Raw genomic sequence first — 18,505 nt, forward strand, 5'->3', positions numbered from 1 at the left:
CCCGCACCCCAACGCCCCCACACCCCAAGGGAGTTCGCATGCCGAAGTTCTACGCGCGTCGACGGCTCAGCATACTCGCGGCTCTTACCGGACTCATAGCCTCCGTCGGCCTTTTCAACGGCCCGACCGCGTCCGCCGCGCTCCCGACGCCCGTCAGCGCCGCCACCGCCCGCACCTACCTCGCCTCGCTGACCGTGGCGACCGAGGTCAGGACCGGATACGAGCGCGACCTGTTCCCGACCTGGATCACCATCAGCGGCACCTGCAACACCCGTGAGTACATCCTCAAGCGCGACGGCTCGAACGTCGTCGTCAACTCCGCCTGCACCGCCACGAGCGGCTCCTGGTACTCGGTCTACGACGGCGCCACCTGGACCGCCGCCTCCGACGTCGACATCGACCACCTCGTCCCGCTCGCCGAGGCCTGGGACTCCGGCGCCCGCAACTGGACCACCGCCCAGCGCCAGGCCTTCGCCAACGACGTGACCCGTCCGCAGCTGCTGGCCGTGACCGACAACGTGAACCAGTCCAAGGGCGACCAGGACCCGGCCGAGTGGATGCCCCCGCTCAGCTCGTACGCCTGCACCTACGTCCGCGCCTGGGTCCAGGTGAAGTACTACTACGACCTCTCGGTCGACTCGGCGGAGAAGAGCAAGCTGAGCTCGGTCCTCAGCGGCTGCTGATCCCGGAGCCCACCCCCCACGGGTCCGAGGTCCCCGGAACCCCCCACTGTCGCGAGATCCGCGCAACCTCCACGATCTCGTGATCTCCGGAACCTCCCCGCTCACCTCCGTCGTTCCGTACCGTACGGGGCGACGGAGGAGGGCGAACTCGTGGCCGAACTGCGCCTGGGTCCACTGCTGAGGTACGTCGACGGCTCGTCCGCGACCGTGTGGGTCGAGACGAGCCGTCCGTGCGTTGCCGAGGTGCGCTGCGCGGACGGCAGCGGCGGCGAGACCCGCACCTTCCAGGTCGCCGGCCATCACTACGCGCTGGTGCAGGTCGACGGACTGACCAAGGGCTCGACGACCTCGTACGACATCCTCCTCGACGGCGATCGGGTGTGGCCGCTGCCGGAATCCCGTTTCCCGCCCTCCGTCATCCGCACCCCGGGCGACGAGGACGCCGTCCGCGTCTCCTTCGGCTCCTGCCGCTGGGCCGCCCCGCCCGCCGACGAGGCCGACCCCGTCGGCCCGGACGCCCTGGACTCCCTCGCCGCGCGCATCGCGGCCGACCCGGACGGTGAACGGCCGGACGTGCTGCTGCTGTTGGGCGACCAGGTGTACGCCGACGAGACCTCCGCCGCCACCCGGCGCTGGCTGGCCGCCCGCCGGGACCTGGGCGATCCGCCGGGCAGCGAGGTGGCGGACTACGAGGAGTACACCCGCCTCTACTACGAGTCCTGGCTCGACCCCGAGGTGCGCTGGCTGCTCTCCACCGTGCCGAGCTGCATGATCTTCGACGACCACGACGTCATCGACGACTGGAACACCTCCGCCGCCTGGCTCGCCGACATGCGGGCCACCCCCTGGTGGCGGGAGCGGCTGCTGAGCGGCCTGATGTCGTACTGGGTGCACCAGCACCTGGGGAACCTGTCGCCGGCCGAGCTGGCCACCGACCCGCTGTACGCGGCCGTGCGCGAACTCCCCGACGGCACCGACGAGTTGCGTGCCTTCGCCTGCAAGGCCGACGCCGACCCGGCGTCCGTGCGCTGGAGTTACCGGCGCGACTTCGGCCGCGTACGCCTGCTGATGGTGGACACGCGGGCGGCCCGGGTCCTGGACGAACAGGCGCGGTCCATGCTCGATCCGGGCGAGGCCGAGTGGGTGCGCGAGCAGGCGCTGGACGCGCCCGGGTCGTACGACCACCTCCTCATCGGCACCTCGCTCCCCTGGCTGCTGCCGCACCTGGTGCACGAGGCCGAGGCGTGGAACGCGGCGCTGTGCCGGGGCGCCCGGGGCGCGCGCTGGGCGCGGTTCGGGGAGGACCTGCGGCGGCGGGCGGACCTGGAGCACTGGGCGGCCTTTCCGGCCTCCTTCGCCGCGCTGGCCGCGCTGATCGCCGAGGCCGGTTCGGGGGCGGAGGCGCCGGCGAGCGTGCTGGTGCTGTCGGGAGACGTGCATCACGCGTACGTGGCCGAGCCGGTGTGGCCGTCGGGCGGGCCGGACGCCCGGGTGCTCCAGCTGACCTGCTCGCCCGTGCACAACGCCATCCCGCTCGCGATACGCCTCGGCTTCCGCTTCGGCTGGAGCGCGGCGGCCCGGGCGCTGGGCCGGCGGTTCGCCCGGCACGGACGCTGTGCGCCGACGCCCGTCAAGTGGCGGAAGACCGGCGGGCCTTGGTTCGGGAACCAGCTCATGACCCTGACCCTGCGCGGGCGTTCGGCGCGGCTGCGGCTCGAGCAGGCACAGGCGGACAGCACGCTGAAGACGGTGGAGGAGTCCGCCCTGACCGCCTCATGAGCGACAAACGGCGTGTCTGAGACCGGCGTTGTCCCCTGGGGCTCGCGTTGGTTTCTGTTGGTCCCGACGGCATGATGAGGCGGACCGTCCGCTTCCGGTGGGCGGTGCACTGCCAAGCGCCCCCACACGCCCGGGAGTCCCCCTTTTGTCCGCACCACCCGCGCCGCAGCCGTCCGTCTCCCTCGCCGTGGTCGGTGCCGGACCGCGCGGCACCGGCGTGCTGGAGCGCCTCTGCGCCTCGGTGCCGGAGCTGCTGCCGCCCGGGGTGCGGCTGACCGTGCACGTGGTGGATCCCGCGCCGCCGGGCGCGGGCAGCGTGTGGCGGACCACGCAGTCGCCCGAGCTGCTGATGAACACGGTGGCCTGCCAGGTGACCCTGTTCACCGACGAGAGTGTGGACTGCTCGGGACCGATCCGGCCGGGTCCGAGCCTGTACGAGTGGGCGGGCGGCGAGCTGGGCGCGGACGAGTACCCGACACGGGCGCATTACGGCCGGTATCTGGAGTGGGTGTTCGCGCGGGTGGTGCGGGACGCCCCGCCCGCCGTGCGCGTCGAGACCCACCGGGCGCGTGCCGTACGGCTGGACGACGCCCCCGGCGGTCACCAGACCCTCACCCTCGACGACGGCCGCACCCTCACCGGCCTGTCCGCCGTCGTCCTGGCCCAGGGCCACCTCCCGACGGCTCCGGACCCGGCGCTCCGCCACTCGGCCGACTACGCCGACCGCCACGGCCTCCTCCACTTCCCGCCGGCCAACCCGGCCGACCTCGACCTCTCCCCCATATCCCCCGGCGAACCGGTCCTGTTGCGCGGCCTCGGCCTCAACTTCTTCGACCATACGGCCCTGTTGACGACCGGCCGCGGCGGCCGCTTCGTCTCCGGTCCGAGGGGACTGCGGTACGTCCGCTCCGGCCGCGAGCCGCGCCTGTACGCCGGTTCGCGGCGCGGCATCCCGTACCAGGCGCGCGGCGACAACGCGAAGGGCCCGTACGGCCGCCACCTCCCGCTCGTCCTCACCCCGGAGGTGATCGCCGGTTTCCGCAAGCGCGCGGACTCCGGCGAGGCGCCCGAATTCCTGGGCGAGATATGGCCGTTGGTGGCGAAGGAGGTGGAGACGGTCTACTACGCGGCGCTCACGGGGCGAGCGGACTTCGCCGACCACTTTCTCTCCGTACCGCACCGGGATTCCCAAGAGGCGCTGATACTAGACGAGTTCGGGGTCGCCGAGGCCGACCGCTGGAGCTGGGACCGGATCTCCAGGCCTTACGGGGAACGGGAGTTCGCGGATCCCGGCCAGTGGCGGGAGTGGCTGCTCGCGTATCTGCGCGAGGACGCGGCGCAGGCCGCCCTCGGCAATGTGGCCGGCCCGCTGAAGGCCGCCCTTGACGTGCTGCGCGACCTGCGCAACGAGCTGCGGCTGATCGTCGACCACGGCGGCCTCGCCGGCGTCTCCCGCCGCGAGCACCTGGACCGCTGGTACACCCCCCTCAACGCGTTCCTCTCCATCGGCCCGCCCCGGCGCCGCATCGAGGAGCTGACCGCGCTGGTGGAGGCGGGCGTGGTGAAGGTGCTCGGGCCGCGCGTCGAGGTGCGGGAGGACGACAGGGCCTGGGTGGCCCGCTCCCCCGAGGTCCCCGGCTCGGAGGTGCGTGTGACCACCCTCATAGAGGCCCGCCTTCCGGAACCGGATCTGCGGACCACGGGCGACGAGCTGCTCGCCCGGCTACTGAGGGCGGGGCAGTGCCGACCGCACGTGGTCGACGGTTACGAGACCGGTGGGCTGGACGTGACGCAGCGGCCGTATCGCCTGATGGACCGTCAAGGCCGGGCGCATCCAAGGAGGTTCGCGTTCGGGGTGCCCACGGAGGGGGTGCACTGGGTGACCGCGGCGGGGGCCCGGCCCGGGGTGGATTCGGTCACGCTTTCGGACGCGGATGCGGTGGCGAGGGCGCTGCTACGTGCGGCGACACCGGAAGCGGAACCGGAAACGGAACCTTCCCGATGGCCTGATGTTGAACTTGCAAGCATTGATTAGGTCGACCTAACCTGGATCACTCACTCGGCTCGCCCCCCAGACCGGTTCCCCCATGGACCGGCCCGACCGAAGGAGTTCCCCCCACATGTCCGCACGCCTCAACAGCGCGCAGCCCTACGCCCTCGGCCTGTTCCGGATCGTCGTCGGCCTGCTCTTCGCCTGCCACGGCGCCGCCTCGCTCTTCGGCGTCCTCGGCGGAGTGGCCGGCACGAACGGCGGCACCGTCGACACCGGCGCCTGGCCGTTCTGGTACGCGGCCGTCATCCAGCTCGTCGGCGGCGTCCTCGTCCTGCTCGGCCTCGCCACCCGTGCGGCCGCCTTCATAGCCTCCGGCTCGATGGCGTACGCGTACTTCAAGGTGCACCAGCCGAACTCCCTGTGGCCGATGGAGAACGGCGGCGAGGCCTCGGCGATGTTCTGCTGGGCGCTCCTGCTGCTGGTGTTCACCGGCTCCGGCGCGTTCGGCCTGGACCGCTTCTTCGTCAGGCGCACGACGGCGGAGGAGCGGCGGGCGGCGGAGCAGACTCCGGTCGCCGCCTGATCCCGCACGCCGGAGGGCCTTCCGCCGCAAGTGAAGGGAAGGCCCCACGTGCTTTCAGGACGCCCCGGTGGTCCAGCCGAACGGGACCGTGAAGCACGCCACGCGCGTTCCGTGGGTGCCCGGCATGTCGTGGATGACGACCGAGGACGCCTCGCCCTGCCGGAAGCCCCAGTCGTGGCGGGCGCTCGCCTCGCCCGCGCCGTGCTCGTCGGCGGTGAAGTCGAGCCAGACCTCGTTGGCCGCGTTGACGTGGGCCTCGTCCGTGCCCTTCTCGTGCTGGTAGTGCCCGCCCGCGGCGGCCGGGTCGGCGGCGCAGGGCTTCTGGTGCACATGGACGCCGTACTCGTGCCCGGGCTTCAGCCCGTCGACCCGCAGCCGCACGGTCGTCGCGCCGCTCTCCTCGGTCCGCTGGCCGACCTCGATCCAGGCGCCGGCCGGGACCAGTGCTATGTCATATAGCACTGCGGCTGAAGGCACGAATGCCGTCGCCGGCGCGAACCGCGCGTCCGTCCGCATCGAGTAGCCGTGGGCACCGCCGGTGCCCGCCGCCAGTACGGCCGCGGCGACGGCGCCCGCGCATATTCCTGCCACCATGGTGTGTCCGTTCCTCACGTCGTGTGACCGACTGTCGTCAGTGACTGGTCACCCCTCTTCCGTGCTACGGGACGACGGCGGGCCCCGCCGCTCGGGAGACGGCAGCCGGGTGAACGTCCTGTGCCGATCACACGCGCCCCCCATGAATCTGCTGTCACACCCCGGGCGTACGCTGTATGGCTGTTACTGGCCGCCCCTGCCGCTCCCCCGCGACATCGCGGCACGGTCTGGCCAACGGGGGAGTTCACGGGGAGTCGTGGTGCTGGAGAGTGTGGGGTCGCTGACGGGCAGCCCTTGGATTTACGCCATGGTGGCGGTGTCGGTACTGCTCGACGTGTTCCTGCCGGTGCTGCCGAGCGGCGTACTGGTGATCACGGCCGCCACGGCGGCGGCCGCGGGCTCGGCGACCGGCCAGGTGCCGCACGCGGTCCCCGACATCGTCGCGCTGATCAGCTGCGCGGCCTGCGCCTCGGTCCTCGGCGACCTGGTCGCCTACCGCCTTGCCTGGCGCGGCGGCGACCGCCTGGACCGCGCGATCGCCCGCTCCCGCCGGCTGACCGTCGCGCAGGAACGTCTCGGCGCGGCGCTGGCCCGCGGCGGCGGCGCGCTGGTCATCCTCGCCCGCTTCGCCCCGGCCGGCCGCTCGGTCGTCTCCCTCGGCGCGGGCGCGGCCCACCGCCGGGCCCGCGACTTCCTGCCCTGGTCGGCACTGGCGGGTCTGACCTGGGCGATCTACAGCGTGGCACTCGGTTATTACGGCGGCCAGTGGCTGGGCACGACCTGGCTGGGGACCGGGGTGTCGGTGCTGGCGCTGTTCGGGGCGGGGGCGGGGGCGGCTTACGTGATGCGGCGGCCGGTGAAGGCGTCGTAACGCCTGTTACGCGGTTGCCTTCTGGCCCCTTATCTCCAGCCCGGTGAGCAGTTCCGCCGTGGCCTCGGCTATCGCGTCAACCGCCTGTTCGAACACCTCCCGGTTGTGCGCGGCCGGTGCCCGGAAGCCGGACACCTTCCGTACGAACTGCAGGGCCGCGGCCCTGATCTCTTCCTCCGTCGCCTCTTCGGGCAACGCGGGCGGGCGAAGGGTCTTGATGCTCCGGCACATGGGACAAGTCTCCCCCAACTCCCGCAGCCCTGCGATGATCCTTTCCGAGGCGGCCACCGACAGGGGCCGACCGACGAAGGGACATAAGAATCATGGCGAACGACCAACTCACGCTGGCCGTCCTGGGCCCCGGCGGGATCGGCGGTCTGCTCGCGGCGCTGCTGTCGCGGGCCGGTCACCGGGTGATCTGCCTGGCCGGCGAGGAGACCGCCGAGGTGCTGCGCACGGACGGGATCCGCGTGCGCAGCGGCCTGTTCGGCGACTTCACCGCCCGCGTCGAGGCAGACACCGCGCTGCGCGAGCCGGTGGACGCGTGCCTGGTCGCGGTCAAGCAGACCGCCCTGGACGCCGCGCTGGAACGCGTCCCGCGGACCGCGCTGGGCGACGCCCTCCTCGTACCGTTCCTGAACGGCGTCGAACACCCCGCGACCCTGCGCGCCCGCTACCGCGCCGACCTGGTCGCCCCGGCGGTCATCCGCGTCGAGTCGACCCGGGTCGCGCCCGGGGTGATCGAACACGGCAGCCCGTTCGCGGAGATCGACCTGACCGGGGAGGGCGTGGACCGGGCCCGGCTGGACGTGCTGGCCGCTGTGCTGGGCACCGCCGGTCCGACCACCCGCGTCCTCGACGACGAGACCTCGGCGCTCTGGGCCAAGATGTCGTTCCTGGCGCCCTTCGCCCTGCTCACCACCCGGTACGCGCTCCCCCTGGGCGAGGTCCGCACCCGGCACCGCGAGGAACTCACCGCGCTGGTGTCGGAGACGGCCGCGGTGAGCCGTGCCTCCGGCGGCCCCTCGGACCCCGCCCAGGCGCTGGCCCGATACGACGCCTTCCCACCGCAGACCAAGTCGTCGATGCAGCGCGACGCGGAGGCGGGCCGGGCGCTCGAACTAAACGCGATCGGCGGGGCGTTGCTGCGCGCGGCCGAACGGCACGGGGTGGGCGTGCCGGTGACCGCGCGGGTGGTACGGGAGCTGGCGGGCGGCGGGAGCTGACGGACGTCAACTCCCTTGCCCTACCGACCGGTTGGCGCCCCTGGCGTCGGCGTCAACCGGTCTGCCGCAGGTCGACCCGCCAGTCGTTGGACATGATCCAGTGCCCCTTCGGGTACTCGAAGTCGACCTGCCCTATCAGGGTGAAACCGGCCCGGCGGCACACGGAGTTCGACGCGGCGTGGTCCACGCTCGGGAAGGCGTGCAGATACCGGTGCAGCCCCGCCTCCCGCGCGGCCTCCACGACCGCCCGGGCCGCCGCCGCGGCCAGCCCCCGCCCCTGGAACTCGGGCAGCACCCCCCACCCCGTCTCCCACACCTTCCCGTCCCGCCACTCCTTCTCCCAGAACCCGATCGAGCCGACGGTCTCGCTGCCCTCCGCCAGCTCCACCCGGTACATCCGCCCCGGCTCCACCTCCTGATACCGCCGATGCCGCGCGCCGAGCTTCTCCTCGCTCTCCGGCCCGCCCAGGTGCTCGGTCATCTCAGGGCTGTTGTTCCGCCGCAGCAGCCAGAAGTCCCCGTCCGACCAGGGCACCAACCGCACCCGCTCCACATCCGCGCTGTCCATACCGCCACAGTAGAACCCGGGTCTGACAACGCGACCGGCTCGAGCCCCGTACCCGACGACGGCCTGATCAGCGGCGGGCCGTGGCGACGAGCCTCCTCAGAGCGGCGTCCGCGGGCGGCCCCCAGGTGCGTTTGCCGCCGGGGCGGCCGTGGACGCCGGCCTCTCCGATGTGGAGGCAGGCGAGGGCTTTGAGCACCGCCCAGCCACGGGCGCGGCGCCGGGTCGCCGGGTCCGCGGTGGGCCGATAAGCGTCGTAGAAGCGGTCGACGGCCCCGTCCGGCAGCAGCAGCCACGCGGCGGCGAGATCGCAGGCCGGATCGCCCGCGCAGAGGTCGCCGAAGTCGATCACACCGCAGAAGGTGCCGTCCTCGGTGAGGACGTTGGCCGAGTGCAGATCGGCGTGCAGCCACACCGCCGGACCCGCCCACCCCGGCGCGCCGACGGCGTCCTCCCAGACGGCGCGGACGGCGTCCGGATCGGGGATCAGCCCCGACTCGACGGCCGAGGCGAACTGCCCGGCGAACCCGTCGACATGGTCGGCCGGCGGCCCCCCACGGCCACGCCCGACCGGCGCCCCTTCCGGAGCGGGCCGATGGAGGGCGGTCAGGAAGGCGGCCAGGGATTCGGCGGCCTCCGCGGCGCGCGTGGCGGGGGCCCGGTCGGCGGGTGTTCCCGGCACCCAGGTGGTGACGATCCAAGGCCGCGGAAACCGCTCGGAGGGCTCACCGAGCCGCTGCGGCACGGGCACCGGCAGCGGAAGACCCGGGGCGAGCGCGGGAACCCAGGCGTGCTCCTTGCGCAACAGCGCGTCCGCGGACGACGTCGCCCAGGGCAGCCGCACGGCGAGCTCGTCACCGACCCGCCACAACTGGTTGTCCCACCCACGCGCACCGAGCCGCACGGGGAGACCGGCCAGATCCGGATGCTGGTCGCGCAACAGATCCCGGACCAGCTCTGCGGTGATGTCGATCTCGGTGGAGGTCATGCGGAGCCACGGTAGCGGCTGGGGGCGAGAGGCAGCCCCGTTTGGCGGCCGACCGGCCAACTCCCGCCGTCCACCCGCCCGTTAATCGCTTTCGTGCCCTGTTGAGCGGGAGTTAGTGTTCGCGCGGCGACCCAGGGGGTTCCAGTGCCGTCCACTTCCTCTGCTTCAAGCCTGTGGCGGAACGCTGACTTCCGCCGGCTCTGGTCGGGCCAGACCGCCTCCCAACTGGGCGAACACACAAGCCTGGTGGTGCTGCCGCTCTTCGCCGTACTGACGCTCGACGCCACCGCCGGCCAGTTGGGCGCCCTGCGCGCGGTGGGCCAGGCGCCGATCCTGCTGCTGTCGCTCTTCGCGGGCGCGTGGGTGGACAGATGGCGGACCCGCACGCTGATGGTGCTCACGGACGCCGGTCGCGCCCTGGCCCTGGGCGCCGCCGCACTGGCCGGCCTCCTGGGTTGGCTCGGCCTGTCGGCGCTGCTGGTGGTCGCCTTCGTCGTCGGAGCACTGTCCGTGTTCTTCGACGTGGCCTACCAGGCGTCGTTGGTACGGCTGGTGGAACGCGATCAGTTGGTACACGGCAACAGCGCGCTGGAGGGCAGCCGTTCCGCCGCGCAGATCGGCGGCCCTGCCCTCGGTGGCACGTTGGTGTCCGTGCTGTCGGCGCCGATCGCCGCTGCCTCCGGCGCGGTGTTCTTCGCGCTGTCGTTCCTGTCGATACGACGGATCAGCCGCCGCGAACCCGTCCCGGAACGCCAGGCGTACCCTCCCCACATCTGGCGACGCATCCGGGAGGGCCTCCGCTTCGTCGCCGGCGACCCCGCACTGCGGACCGTGTGTCTGGCCTCGGCCGTCTTCCAGTTCTCCTTCGCGGCGGTGATGACCGTGTATCTGCTGTTCCTGCCCCGAGACCTGCACCTGTCGGGTACGGCGGTCGGGCTGGCGCTCGCGGCGACGGGGCCGGGCGCACTCCTGGGCGCGCTGCTGGCCGCCCGCCTGCCTGCCCGCTTCGGATACGGCGCCGTACTCGTCTCCGCGGCGGCCTTGGGCGACGGCGTATTCCTGTTCGTACCCGTGCTACCCGACAGCTCCCCACTCACGGTCCCCGCGCTCCTCACGATCAACTTCGCCTTCGGAACCTTCAGCCAGCTGGTGAACGTCACGGTCATGGCCGTCCGCCAGACCGTCACGCCGGACGCGATGCAGGGCCGCGCGGCCGCGACGATCAACTTCGTCGGCATGGGCCTGACCCCGCTCGGCTCACTGCTGGGCGGCCTGCTCGCGGAAGCGTGGGGCACCCGCACCGGCCTCCTGGTGGCAGCCGCGGGCATGCTGCTCTCGCCGGTCCTGATGGCTCTGTCTCCGCTGGCCCGGCTGGGACGGACACTCGTTCGCATGAACCCCGCGAAGGAACTCGCATCCCAAATTCGAACAGGCGTACCATTGCGCCGTGGCGACGACCTATGACTTCCCGAGCGACCTCCTCGCCGGACAGGAGGAGCTGCACCAGGTCCGGGCCGAGCTGTCGGGCCTGCTCAAGCGGCTGCCCTGGTCGGTCGAGCCCCTGGACGGCTTCAGCGACACCGGCGGCTGGCGCAAGGTGGAGCGCCCCGCCTCCCCCGGCTGGACCCCCGACGAACAGGCCGAGGTGGAGAAGCTCCGCCAACGCGAACACGAACTCGCGGTCTTCGTCACCACCCACCGCTTCTGGACCGAGGTCACGTCCGGGGACCGGGTGGAGGCACGGATGCGGCTGAAGCACGCGCGCGAGGAAGAGAAAAGTGGCGCTGAGTGATGACCCTCCTGCCGGGGCGATGATCTCCGCAGGTCAGAAACTTCTACGCCATTGAAGCTATTGGCGATCCGAACACGTAGCGCTACCGTCTTGTCCACTCGACAACCGGCACGAGACGGGGGACAGCCGTGACTTCAGCAGCGGGTAGTACAAAGCCGGACGTCAGCAAGAATCGTCTGCGCCTGGGTATGGAGCGGGTCCGGGCGCTCACGGGGATGTGTGCCGTCGTCATCGGCGACATCGCCATCGTCGTGGCCGCCTGGATCGGCATCGACAGAGTCTGCGGGGACAAGGGCACGGTGGCGAGTATCCTCACCGCCGCCTTCACGGCGGTGAGCACGATGACCACGGCCTACTTCGGGATCAGGGCCGTATCGAACACCGCGCAACGGGCCATCGAGCCGAAGCAGTCCGGCAACAGCGGCCCAACCCCATAAGGCAAGAGCGGCCCCCGATTCCTCCAGGGGGCCGCTCGCTCGTGCTTCACACGGTGGGCGCGGACGGTTTCGAACCGCCGACATCCTGCTTGTAAGGCAGGCGCTCTACCCCTGAGCTACGCACCCGAGACGATTCGACAGCCTACCTTGCCCGAGGTGGTGCCCCGCAAACCCGTATCCGGGTCATCCGGGCGGGGGGCGGCGGTTGGCCGCTGTCGTTTGCCTGCACATAGGCACTTTCGGGCGCGCGTGTGCGATCGTCCGGGCCGCGGCGGGTACGAGGTGTACAGGAAGAGGAACTGGAGTTCCCAGGTCGAATGCGTGACCTTTGCAGATGGCGGTCGTTGGTTCCGGTGACAGGATCTTCGGCGCAGGGTGGGGGGTGGGCGGGTTGCGGGAGGTGGCGGCTTCATTCGTGGTGCCCGGCCCGTCCGGGGTGGCGATCCGTGACCGGCTGAAGGTGCTGACGGTGGCGGACGAGAAGGTGCTTCGCCTGGTCGGTGATCTGCTCGGTACGCTCGCCTCGCGTGATCTGAAGGCTCGGTGCGCGGCCGGGCCGGACCACAGCGGCGAGGAGTGGGCCGAGCGCAAGCGCTCCCTCACCGAGGAGTCCTCCTCGCGCTGGGCCGGGTCGATTACGAAGGCCAGCCATGATCAGTGGGCGTTGGCCCGGCGAGGTCAGCTCGCGTACATCCAGAGCCTTGAGACCGGGATCGCGACGATCGCACACCGGCTGTCTGTGCCGCTGGGCGGGAAGGGAACGAAACAGGCTCCGGGCGGCTACCGCTCACGGCAGGAGTGGTTCGCCAAGTCCCGCCGCCTGCACGCGCTCGAAGACCGGCTTCCAGACGGTGCGGGCGGACCGGGAAGCAGGGGTCTTGCATGTAGTACGGGGCGGCAAGAAAATGCTGAACACTCGCCACCACCTCCAGGCAGCGCAGCTCACCGAGGCCGAATGGCGCCAGCGGTGGCAGGCTGGGAGGCGGTTCCTGGCAGCGGACGGCGAATCCGGGAAGCGGTTCGGCAACGAGACCATCCGCGTCACTCCTGACGGCGAGGTCTCCTTCAAGCTCCCCGCGCCGCTGGCGCATCTGGCCAACGCCCCGCACGGCCGCTACGTCCTGGCCGCCCGGGTGCGGTTCGCGCACCGGGGCGACCAGTGGCACGACCGGATCACCGCGAACCGGGCGGTCGCCTACCGCATCCACGAGGACGTGGGCAGGGGCCGGTGGTATCTGACCGCGTCCTGGACCCTCCCACCAGTCCAGACCGTGCCTTTGGAGGCGGCGCGCGCGGGCGGCTTGATCGGCGTGGACACCAACGCCGACCACCTGGCCGTTTGGCGCCTCGACTCGCACGGCAACCCCGTCGGCGATCCCCGACGCTTCGACTACGACCTGTCCGGCACCGCCGCGCACCGCGACGCGCAGGTCAGACATGCTCTGATCCGCATGCTGCACTGGGCCAAGCGCCACGGTCTCGCGATCGCCATCGAGAACCTCGACTTCACGGCGGAGAAGACGCGGGAGAAGCACGGCCGCAAGAAGCGCTTCCGCAAGCTGATCTCCGGCCTGCCCACCTCCCGGTTGCGGGCCCGGCTCGTCGGGATGGCGGCCGAGCTCGGTATCCCCGTCATCGCAGTAGATCCCGCCTACACCAGCCGCTGGGGCGCCCAGCACTGGCAGAAACCCCTCACCACCACGACCAGGAAGACATCTCGCCACGACGCGGCCGCCGTGGCGATCGGAAGGCGCGCCCTGGGACATCCGATCCGGATGGGGGTACCTCCCAGGCCCTTAAGGCACTGGGGGAGGACGGCACCGCCCCGTACCCACCAGAGCGATGGGTACGGGCATCGGACCGTCCAGGCCGAACCGGGTGCCCCAGGGCGCGAGGGAAGCCGCCCCCGCATCCCCGGACCACGGACACGATCCGTGCGCGCCGGACGCGGAGCGAACGCGGTGGACCAGAACGCCCAACACCGTGTGGGGCGTTCGGCTGGGCACGAGCCATGGCAACAGGGCTCACTACCGCTCAGTCCCTAGCTACGGTTATCCCCACCTCGTATCCGGGAGCTGCCCGGATCCCCCATGCGTCCCCGGTTCCCTACGGTCTAAGAGCCTTCACAAACCGTTCAGGGGGAGATCGCCATGGTCCGGGTCCGTAGTCGTAACGTCACCGCTCGCGTCGCACTCGCCGCCGGTGTCGTCGTCGTTCTTGCCGGGAGTGTCAGTGCGTGTGGGGCGTCCGCGGGGGACGACAAGGATCCCGATCACCGGACGTTCGCGCTCGAGGGGCGGACGCTGACCGTCGATTCCGACGACTCGGCCTTGGAGATCGTCGCCGCGGACGGGAACGCGGCGGGCAAGGTGGAGGTCACCCGGTGGTTCCAGGGGTCCGTCGCCCTGGGGAAGGACCCCAAGGTGAGCTGGACGATGAAGGACGACCGGCTCACCCTGCGGATGAAGTGCTCCGGGGTCGTCGCCGACTGTTCGGCAAAGCATCGGATCGAGGTGCCCCGCGGGGTGCAGGTCAAGGTGGAGGACGGGGACGGGAGTGTGCGGGCGCGTGGGTTCGAGGACGCGCTGAGCATTCGTACGGGCGACGGGTCCGTGCATGTCACGGACTCCAGCGGGCCGCTGACGCTGAAGACCGGTGACGGCTCCGTGCACGCCGACGTGTCGTCGAGGCGGGTCCGGGCGGAGAGCGGTGACGGGTCCGTGGACCTCGAACTCGGTGCCGTACCCGACCTGGTCGACTCCCGCAGTCACGACGGCTCCGTCACCATCGCGCTGCCCAAGGCGACGTACCGTGTGACGACGGAGACGGGCGACGGGTCGGTGGACGTGTCCGTTCCCCGTTCCGACTCCAGCTCACACGTGGTTTCGGCGCGTACCGGCGACGGAAAAGTCACACTGCGGACCGCGAACTGACCGGCCCGTGTGTTCGTCCCTAACCGGTGGGAGAATGAAACGAGGCACCGGCCAGGACGGATGACAGCACGGGAGAGGGATGTGACGGCGACACCTTCGCAGCCGTACTCGCCGTTGGTGCCGCGCGCACAGCGCCAGGCGCGCGCAAGCCGCCAGGCGTTCAAGGACACCGTCACCCTCCTCGCGCTGCCCCTCGTCGTCGCGCTCGCGCTGCCCGCCGCGTTCGCCGGCGGCGGCACCCGGCGCTGGTTCGGCGGGCGGGCCGAGGGCCAGCGGGCCGAGGCGCAGGCCGCGAAGGACGCCGCGGCGGCCGCGTTCTACGAGCTGGACACCGCGCAGCGGGACATGCGGATCTCGATAGAGACGATCACCGCCGTCGACGACACGCCCGCCGCGCGCCGGGTCGTCTCCGACTTCGAGGCGCTCGGCCGCCGTATCGACGAGGCCTCGCACCAGTACATCGAGGCCGTCGACGCCCATGACCTCGACCGCGACGACCTGGAGGCCTCGGTCGCGGCACGCGCGCGTACCGAGCTCACCCGGGCCAAGGACGAGCTGACGAACGTGAAGCGTGAGCTGGACCGCTTCGGCGACAGCCTCGGCCCGCTGCTCGGGAAGGCCGAGACCCAGCTGGCGCGGCTCGCCCCCGCGGTGGAGCGGGCACGGCAGGGGCTGCTGGCGGCGTCGAATGCCCTCGACGCCGTACGGGAGACGAAGCTCAAAGCGGACGATCTCGCGGCCCGTCTCGCCGCCCTCGGGCCGGAGCTGACCAAGCTCAACCAGGGCGCGGGGAAGCACGGTGTGCCGGAGACCCTGGAGCGGGCCGAGCGGGTGGCGCGGGAGGCCGAGGCGATCCGCGTGGAGGCCGGGCGGCTGCCGGAGCGGGCCGCCGAGATCGACCACCGCCTGGTCTCGCTGCGCACCCGCGCGCAGGCGCTGACCACCCGCGCCGGCCAGGTCGAGCCGGTCCTCAGCGAGCTGCGGCGCCGTTTCTCGGCGGCCTGCTGGCAGGACCTCCAGCACGTCCCGGACCAGGCCGCGGAGAACGTCCGTCAGGCCGAACTCAAGCTGAGGGAGGCCCAGTCCGCGCGGGACGCCCAGCGCTGGCCGGACGCGACCTCCCTGTTGTCTACGGTCCGGGCCCTCCTCAACACGACGGACGAGTCGGTGTCGGCGGCCCGCGACCGCTTGCAGCGCCTGAACGCCGTGCAGAAGGACCCCCAACAGGAGATCGACCGCACGAGGTTCGCGATCCGCGACGCCCAACGCCTGGCGATGACGGGCCGGTCGACACCCGACCCGCGCCACGCGCGCCCGTTGGACGACGCGGTGGCGCGGCTCGAGCGGGCGATCGCCGCCCTGGAGGGCCGCCACCCCGACTACTGGCACTTCCTCACGGAGACGGAAGCGGTACGCCGGACGGCGGCGGGAGTGGTCGCGCAGATCCGGGAATCACGCGGTACTGCGACTTCCTAGCTGCGGTACGCGTAGTACGCCGAGTTCGGATAGGAAGCGATCAGACTCGCCAACGACCGCCGATACGTGTCCGCGTCGTGGTAGGTCAGATACGGCACCCCGCTCGAACTCCGATACGTCGTCATCATCGAGTGGTCCTTCGCCCCGTCCTTGTCGAAGTCCATCTGGAGCACGTCACCGACGTCCATCTGGTACGCGTTGGCCAGCGCGGTCGTCCGCTTGGTGGTCTGCGTGAACCAGGACCACTCGTTGACCCCGATCCAGGTGTCGGACTCACCGGACGTCACGGAGTACCAAGTGTCGTAGTCCTCCTTGGAGTTGGTGACCTGCTTCCAGCCGCCCGCGTAGAGCGACTGGCTGAGGTAGTTCGTGCAGTCGCCCCCGGCGTTGTTGTAACGCCGGTACGCGGTGTTGTAGTTCTTCCAGTACTTCTCCGCATACGTGGCCATCGCCGCGTAGTTGTACGTCGTCCCCGACCCGAGGTTCTTCGGATTGGCCGGCGCCGGATAGGTCGTGGCGGACTTCGGCGCGTCGATGACGGCGCTCGGCCGGACCGGTGCCGCCGGAGCCGCGGCCACCGGCTCGTTGACCGGACGCGGGCCGCGGTCGGTGAGACGCTCCCGCGTCAGCTGCCAACTCCCGTCCGCCGCCGCGGTGAAGACCAGTTCGTGGTGGGCGGTGAACCCCGTGGTGGCGGGTTCGTCGCCGCGTATCTTCGCGTACGTGAGGGTGGTCGCCTCGGTGATCAGGACCGTCGCGGTACGCCCCCGCAGGCGCGTGCTGTCGACGGTGACCGTCGTGTCGCCGCCGGTGTAGGCCTCGCCGAGCGCGGCCAGCCGGGAGCGGGTGCCGTGCAGTGAAGTCACCGCGCTCGCCTCGGACTTGGCGAGCGCGGCGGCCACTCGCACACCGCCCGTCGCCTTCAGGGCGGAGGCGGCCGTCAGGCCGGGCTTGGCGCCCTCGACCAGGGCGGCCGTGCGGTCGCTGAGCACGGTGTCGGCGATACGGCCGAAGGCGTCGGTGGTGGCCGCGGTGAGGGCGGGCGCCGGAGCCTGGGCCGCGTTGGCGGCGGTCAGCGGCAGCAGGGCGACGGAGAGGGACATCGCGGCGACGGCCGTACAACGGGCTCTGGTCACCTGGGACTTGCTGGGTCTCACGGGGTTTTCTCCTTGGAGTGGGGGGTGGTTCATTGCACGACCGTCGACCAGTCGGGCGACTGCGCGGGGTCCAGACTGCGCAGTTGCGCGAGGGTCTCCGGTTTCTGCACGTCCAGCCAGTCGGCCAGTTCCCTGAAGGACACGCACTTGACGCCCTTCTTCGTGCAGACGTTCTTGATGATCTGGTCGACGGCCTTCATGTAGATGCCGCCGTTCCAGTCCTCGAAGTGGTTGCCGATGAACAGCGGGGCCCGGCTGCCGTAGTAGACGCGGTTGAAGCCGGCCATGTAGGAGTCGACGGTCTGCTGCTCCCACTGGGGGTAGTCGGCGGGGTTGCCGTCCGTCTCGCCGTCGGACTGGTTGTAGAGGAAGTTGAAGTCCATCGACAGGCCCTGGTACTTGCCGCCCTCGTAGGGGAGCAGTTGCAGCGGGAAGTTCCAGGCGCCGTTCTTCTTCGACGGCCAGATCTGGAAGTCGCCGGTGGAGGACGCGTCGTAGCGCCAGCCGTAGCTCTTCATGGCCTTCAGGAGGTTCTTCTGGCCCTCCAGACAGGGCGCGCGGCCGCCGGTGACCTCCTTCTTGAAGTCGAAGGGCAGGGCGGGGACGTCCGTGAAGCCGGTGTTGGTCTTCCAGTTCTCGACCAGGGAGTAGAACTGGTCGATCTCCTGCTTCCAGTCGTCGACGCTCCAGTACTTGCCGCTGGTCCTGGTGTCGCAGAAGTGGCCGTTGAAGTGGGTGCCGATCTCGTTGCCCTCTTCGTAGGCCAGGCGGAGCTGCTCCAGGGTGGTGCGGATGTGTTCGTCGGTGGGGTAGTCGATGGCGGCGGAGCCGGGCTTGTGCTGCGGCGGCCGGTAGAGGGTCTTCTTGCTCTTGGGCAGGAGGTAGATGCCGGTGAGGAAGAAGGTCATATGGGCGTCGTACTTCTTCGCCAACTCCCGGTAGTGGGAGAAGAGATGGTCGCTGCCCTCCAGCGCGCCGTCCCAGGAGAAGACGACGAACTGGGGTGGCTTCTCACCGGGTTTGAGCGGTTCCGGCTTCAACTCCCCTGTCTGCGGGCCGGTGTAGGAGGTGGAGCCGTCGCCGAGGATCTCTGTCTTCCCGTCCCAGGAGGCGGAGGGTCTCGGTGCGGCACTGGTGCGGGTGGAGGCGGCGGGTTCGGTGTTGTCCGGGCGGGTCAGGACGAGGAAGCCCGCGACGACCGAGGCGACCACGAGGAAGGCGGTCAGGGTGCGGACCTCGTGGCGGGCGGGGAGGCGGGTCGATTCTCTGCGACGCCGGCCGGTGGGCTGCTTCGGGCGATCCTGGCGAGGCATGCGGTGTTCGTGGGGCATGCGGTGCTCAATCTGCGAGGGGGGTGGTGGGGGGTACGGGCCTCGGGGGTCAGCCAAGGCCCATCAGGTCCCGGGAGTCAGCCGAGACCCATCAGGT

17 protein-coding genes, 1 tRNA gene and 1 pseudogene are annotated in these 18,505 nt (G+C 71.0%); 12 read left to right on the plus strand and 7 right to left on the minus strand.

Going from position 1 to position 18,505, the window contains the following annotated elements; translation table 11 throughout:
• The first annotated feature begins 38 nt into the window (after positions 1-38).
• The 4 genes from ACQEWB_RS14860 (at position 39) to ACQEWB_RS14875 (ending at position 5,038) form a co-directional block, all read left to right on the plus strand.
• Positions 39-683 (plus strand): HNH endonuclease family protein, encoded by a 645-nt coding sequence (locus ACQEWB_RS14860; protein WP_432830981.1) that lies wholly within the window; start codon positions 39-41, stop codon positions 681-683.
• 150 nt (positions 684-833) lie between these two features.
• Positions 834-2,462, plus strand: a complete 1,629-nt coding sequence (locus ACQEWB_RS14865) for an alkaline phosphatase D family protein (RefSeq protein ID WP_432830983.1) — start codon at positions 834-836, stop codon at positions 2,460-2,462.
• Positions 2,463-2,607: 145 nt separating this feature from the next.
• The gene (locus tag ACQEWB_RS14870; RefSeq protein ID WP_432830985.1) at positions 2,608-4,497 is read left to right on the plus strand and encodes an FAD/NAD(P)-binding protein; all 1,890 of its coding nucleotides are present in this window, start codon (positions 2,608-2,610) and stop codon (positions 4,495-4,497) included.
• Positions 4,498-4,582: 85 nt separating this feature from the next.
• Positions 4,583-5,038 (plus strand): DoxX family protein, encoded by a 456-nt coding sequence (locus ACQEWB_RS14875; protein ID WP_432830987.1) that lies wholly within the window; start codon positions 4,583-4,585, stop codon positions 5,036-5,038.
• Between the two features lie 54 nt (positions 5,039-5,092).
• On the opposite strand, the gene ACQEWB_RS14880 is transcribed toward ACQEWB_RS14875, so the two are convergent.
• A complete protein-coding gene (locus ACQEWB_RS14880) occupies positions 5,093-5,632 on the minus strand; it encodes a superoxide dismutase family protein (RefSeq protein WP_432830989.1) in 540 nt (179 codons plus the stop codon).
• Between the two features lie 259 nt (positions 5,633-5,891).
• Between ACQEWB_RS14880 and ACQEWB_RS14885 the strand changes: the two genes are divergently transcribed.
• On the plus strand, positions 5,892-6,503 hold the full coding sequence (locus ACQEWB_RS14885; RefSeq protein WP_432830991.1) for a DedA family protein: 612 nt from the start codon (positions 5,892-5,894) through the stop codon (positions 6,501-6,503).
• A gap of 6 nt (positions 6,504-6,509) precedes the next feature.
• Here ACQEWB_RS14885 and ACQEWB_RS14890 read toward each other — a convergent pair whose 3' ends face one another.
• Complete coding sequence (locus ACQEWB_RS14890) at positions 6,510-6,734, minus strand: DUF2277 domain-containing protein (protein WP_432830993.1); 225 nt, start codon at positions 6,732-6,734, stop codon at positions 6,510-6,512.
• A 92-nt stretch (positions 6,735-6,826) separates the two neighbouring features.
• Here ACQEWB_RS14890 and ACQEWB_RS14895 point away from each other — a divergent pair, with 92 nt between their 5' ends.
• A complete protein-coding gene (locus ACQEWB_RS14895; protein WP_432830995.1) occupies positions 6,827-7,729 on the plus strand; it encodes a ketopantoate reductase family protein in 903 nt (300 codons plus the stop codon).
• Between the two features lie 52 nt (positions 7,730-7,781).
• Here ACQEWB_RS14895 and ACQEWB_RS14900 read toward each other — a convergent pair whose 3' ends face one another.
• Together ACQEWB_RS14900 and ACQEWB_RS14905 are read right to left on the minus strand one after the other, a co-directional pair.
• Positions 7,782-8,297, minus strand: coding sequence for a GNAT family N-acetyltransferase (locus ACQEWB_RS14900; protein WP_432830998.1), 516 nt, complete (start codon positions 8,295-8,297; stop codon positions 7,782-7,784).
• A gap of 67 nt (positions 8,298-8,364) precedes the next feature.
• On the minus strand, positions 8,365-9,282 hold the full coding sequence (locus tag ACQEWB_RS14905; protein ID WP_432831000.1) for an aminoglycoside phosphotransferase family protein: 918 nt from the start codon (positions 9,280-9,282) through the stop codon (positions 8,365-8,367).
• Positions 9,283-9,453: 171 nt separating this feature from the next.
• Here ACQEWB_RS14905 and ACQEWB_RS14910 point away from each other — a divergent pair, with 171 nt between their 5' ends.
• The 3 genes from ACQEWB_RS14910 to ACQEWB_RS14920 all read left to right on the plus strand — a co-directional run bounded on the left by ACQEWB_RS14910 (position 9,454) and on the right by ACQEWB_RS14920 (position 11,511).
• Entirely contained in the window at positions 9,454-10,746 is a 1,293-nt protein-coding gene (locus tag ACQEWB_RS14910; RefSeq protein WP_432843817.1) for an MFS transporter, read from the plus strand.
• Entirely contained in the window at positions 10,730-11,074 is a 345-nt protein-coding gene (locus ACQEWB_RS14915) for a hypothetical protein (protein ID WP_432831002.1), read from the plus strand. Before ACQEWB_RS14910 ends, ACQEWB_RS14915 begins: the two co-directional genes overlap by 17 nt.
• Positions 11,075-11,289: 215 nt before the next feature.
• Positions 11,290-11,511 (plus strand): hypothetical protein, encoded by a 222-nt coding sequence (locus tag ACQEWB_RS14920; protein ID WP_432831004.1) that lies wholly within the window; start codon positions 11,290-11,292, stop codon positions 11,509-11,511.
• Positions 11,512-11,565: 54 nt separating this feature from the next.
• Here the strand turns inward: ACQEWB_RS14920 and ACQEWB_RS14925 are convergent.
• Positions 11,566-11,637, minus strand: a tRNA-Val gene (locus tag ACQEWB_RS14925).
• Between the two features lie 256 nt (positions 11,638-11,893).
• Between ACQEWB_RS14925 and ACQEWB_RS14930 the strand changes: the two are divergent.
• From ACQEWB_RS14930 to ACQEWB_RS14940, 3 genes and pseudogenes are all read left to right on the plus strand, one after another.
• Positions 11,894-13,556, plus strand: a pseudogene (locus ACQEWB_RS14930) (IS200/IS605 family accessory protein TnpB-related protein).
• 105 nt (positions 13,557-13,661) lie between these two features.
• The gene (locus ACQEWB_RS14935; RefSeq protein WP_432831007.1) at positions 13,662-14,444 is read left to right on the plus strand and encodes a DUF4097 family beta strand repeat-containing protein; all 783 of its coding nucleotides are present in this window, start codon (positions 13,662-13,664) and stop codon (positions 14,442-14,444) included.
• Positions 14,445-14,525: 81 nt separating this feature from the next.
• On the plus strand, positions 14,526-15,920 hold the full coding sequence (locus ACQEWB_RS14940) for a hypothetical protein (protein ID WP_432831009.1): 1,395 nt from the start codon (positions 14,526-14,528) through the stop codon (positions 15,918-15,920).
• Here ACQEWB_RS14940 and ACQEWB_RS14945 read toward each other — a convergent pair.
• Positions 15,917-17,023: an amidase domain-containing protein gene (locus ACQEWB_RS14945; RefSeq protein WP_432843819.1), complete on the minus strand. Its 1,107-nt coding sequence runs from the start codon at positions 17,021-17,023 to the stop codon at positions 15,917-15,919. The genes ACQEWB_RS14940 and ACQEWB_RS14945 overlap by 4 nt on opposite strands.
• A gap of 83 nt (positions 17,024-17,106) precedes the next feature.
• Entirely contained in the window at positions 17,107-18,390 is a 1,284-nt protein-coding gene (locus ACQEWB_RS14950; protein WP_432831011.1) for a hypothetical protein, read from the minus strand.
• Between the last annotated feature and the right edge of the window lie 115 nt (positions 18,391-18,505).

It is taken from the genome of Streptomyces sp. CA-249302 (assembly GCF_050936785.1).
Taxonomy (GTDB): domain Bacteria; phylum Actinomycetota; class Actinomycetes; order Streptomycetales; family Streptomycetaceae; genus Streptomyces.

Excerpts from the sequence above, each read along its gene's own strand:
- ACQEWB_RS14935 (WP_432831007.1), top strand. The coding sequence starts at position 13,662 with ATGGTCCGGGTCCGTAGTCGTAACGTCACCGCTCGCGTCGCACTCGCC.
- ACQEWB_RS14875 (WP_432830987.1), top strand. The coding sequence starts at position 4,583 with ATGTCCGCACGCCTCAACAGCGCGCAGCCCTACGCCCTCGGCCTGTTC.
- ACQEWB_RS14950 (WP_432831011.1), bottom strand. The coding sequence starts at position 18,390 with ATGCCTCGCCAGGATCGCCCGAAGCAGCCCACCGGCCGGCGTCGCAGA.
- ACQEWB_RS14860 (WP_432830981.1), top strand. The coding sequence starts at position 39 with ATGCCGAAGTTCTACGCGCGTCGACGGCTCAGCATACTCGCGGCTCTT.
- ACQEWB_RS14905 (WP_432831000.1), bottom strand. The coding sequence starts at position 9,282 with ATGACCTCCACCGAGATCGACATCACCGCAGAGCTGGTCCGGGATCTG.
- ACQEWB_RS14920 (WP_432831004.1), top strand. The coding sequence starts at position 11,290 with ATGTGTGCCGTCGTCATCGGCGACATCGCCATCGTCGTGGCCGCCTGG.
- ACQEWB_RS14895 (WP_432830995.1), top strand. The coding sequence starts at position 6,827 with ATGGCGAACGACCAACTCACGCTGGCCGTCCTGGGCCCCGGCGGGATC.
- ACQEWB_RS14945 (WP_432843819.1), bottom strand. The coding sequence starts at position 17,023 with ATGTCCCTCTCCGTCGCCCTGCTGCCGCTGACCGCCGCCAACGCGGCC.
- ACQEWB_RS14890 (WP_432830993.1), bottom strand. The coding sequence starts at position 6,734 with ATGTGCCGGAGCATCAAGACCCTTCGCCCGCCCGCGTTGCCCGAAGAG.
- ACQEWB_RS14880 (WP_432830989.1), bottom strand. The coding sequence starts at position 5,632 with ATGGTGGCAGGAATATGCGCGGGCGCCGTCGCCGCGGCCGTACTGGCG.
- ACQEWB_RS14900 (WP_432830998.1), bottom strand. The coding sequence starts at position 8,297 with ATGGACAGCGCGGATGTGGAGCGGGTGCGGTTGGTGCCCTGGTCGGAC.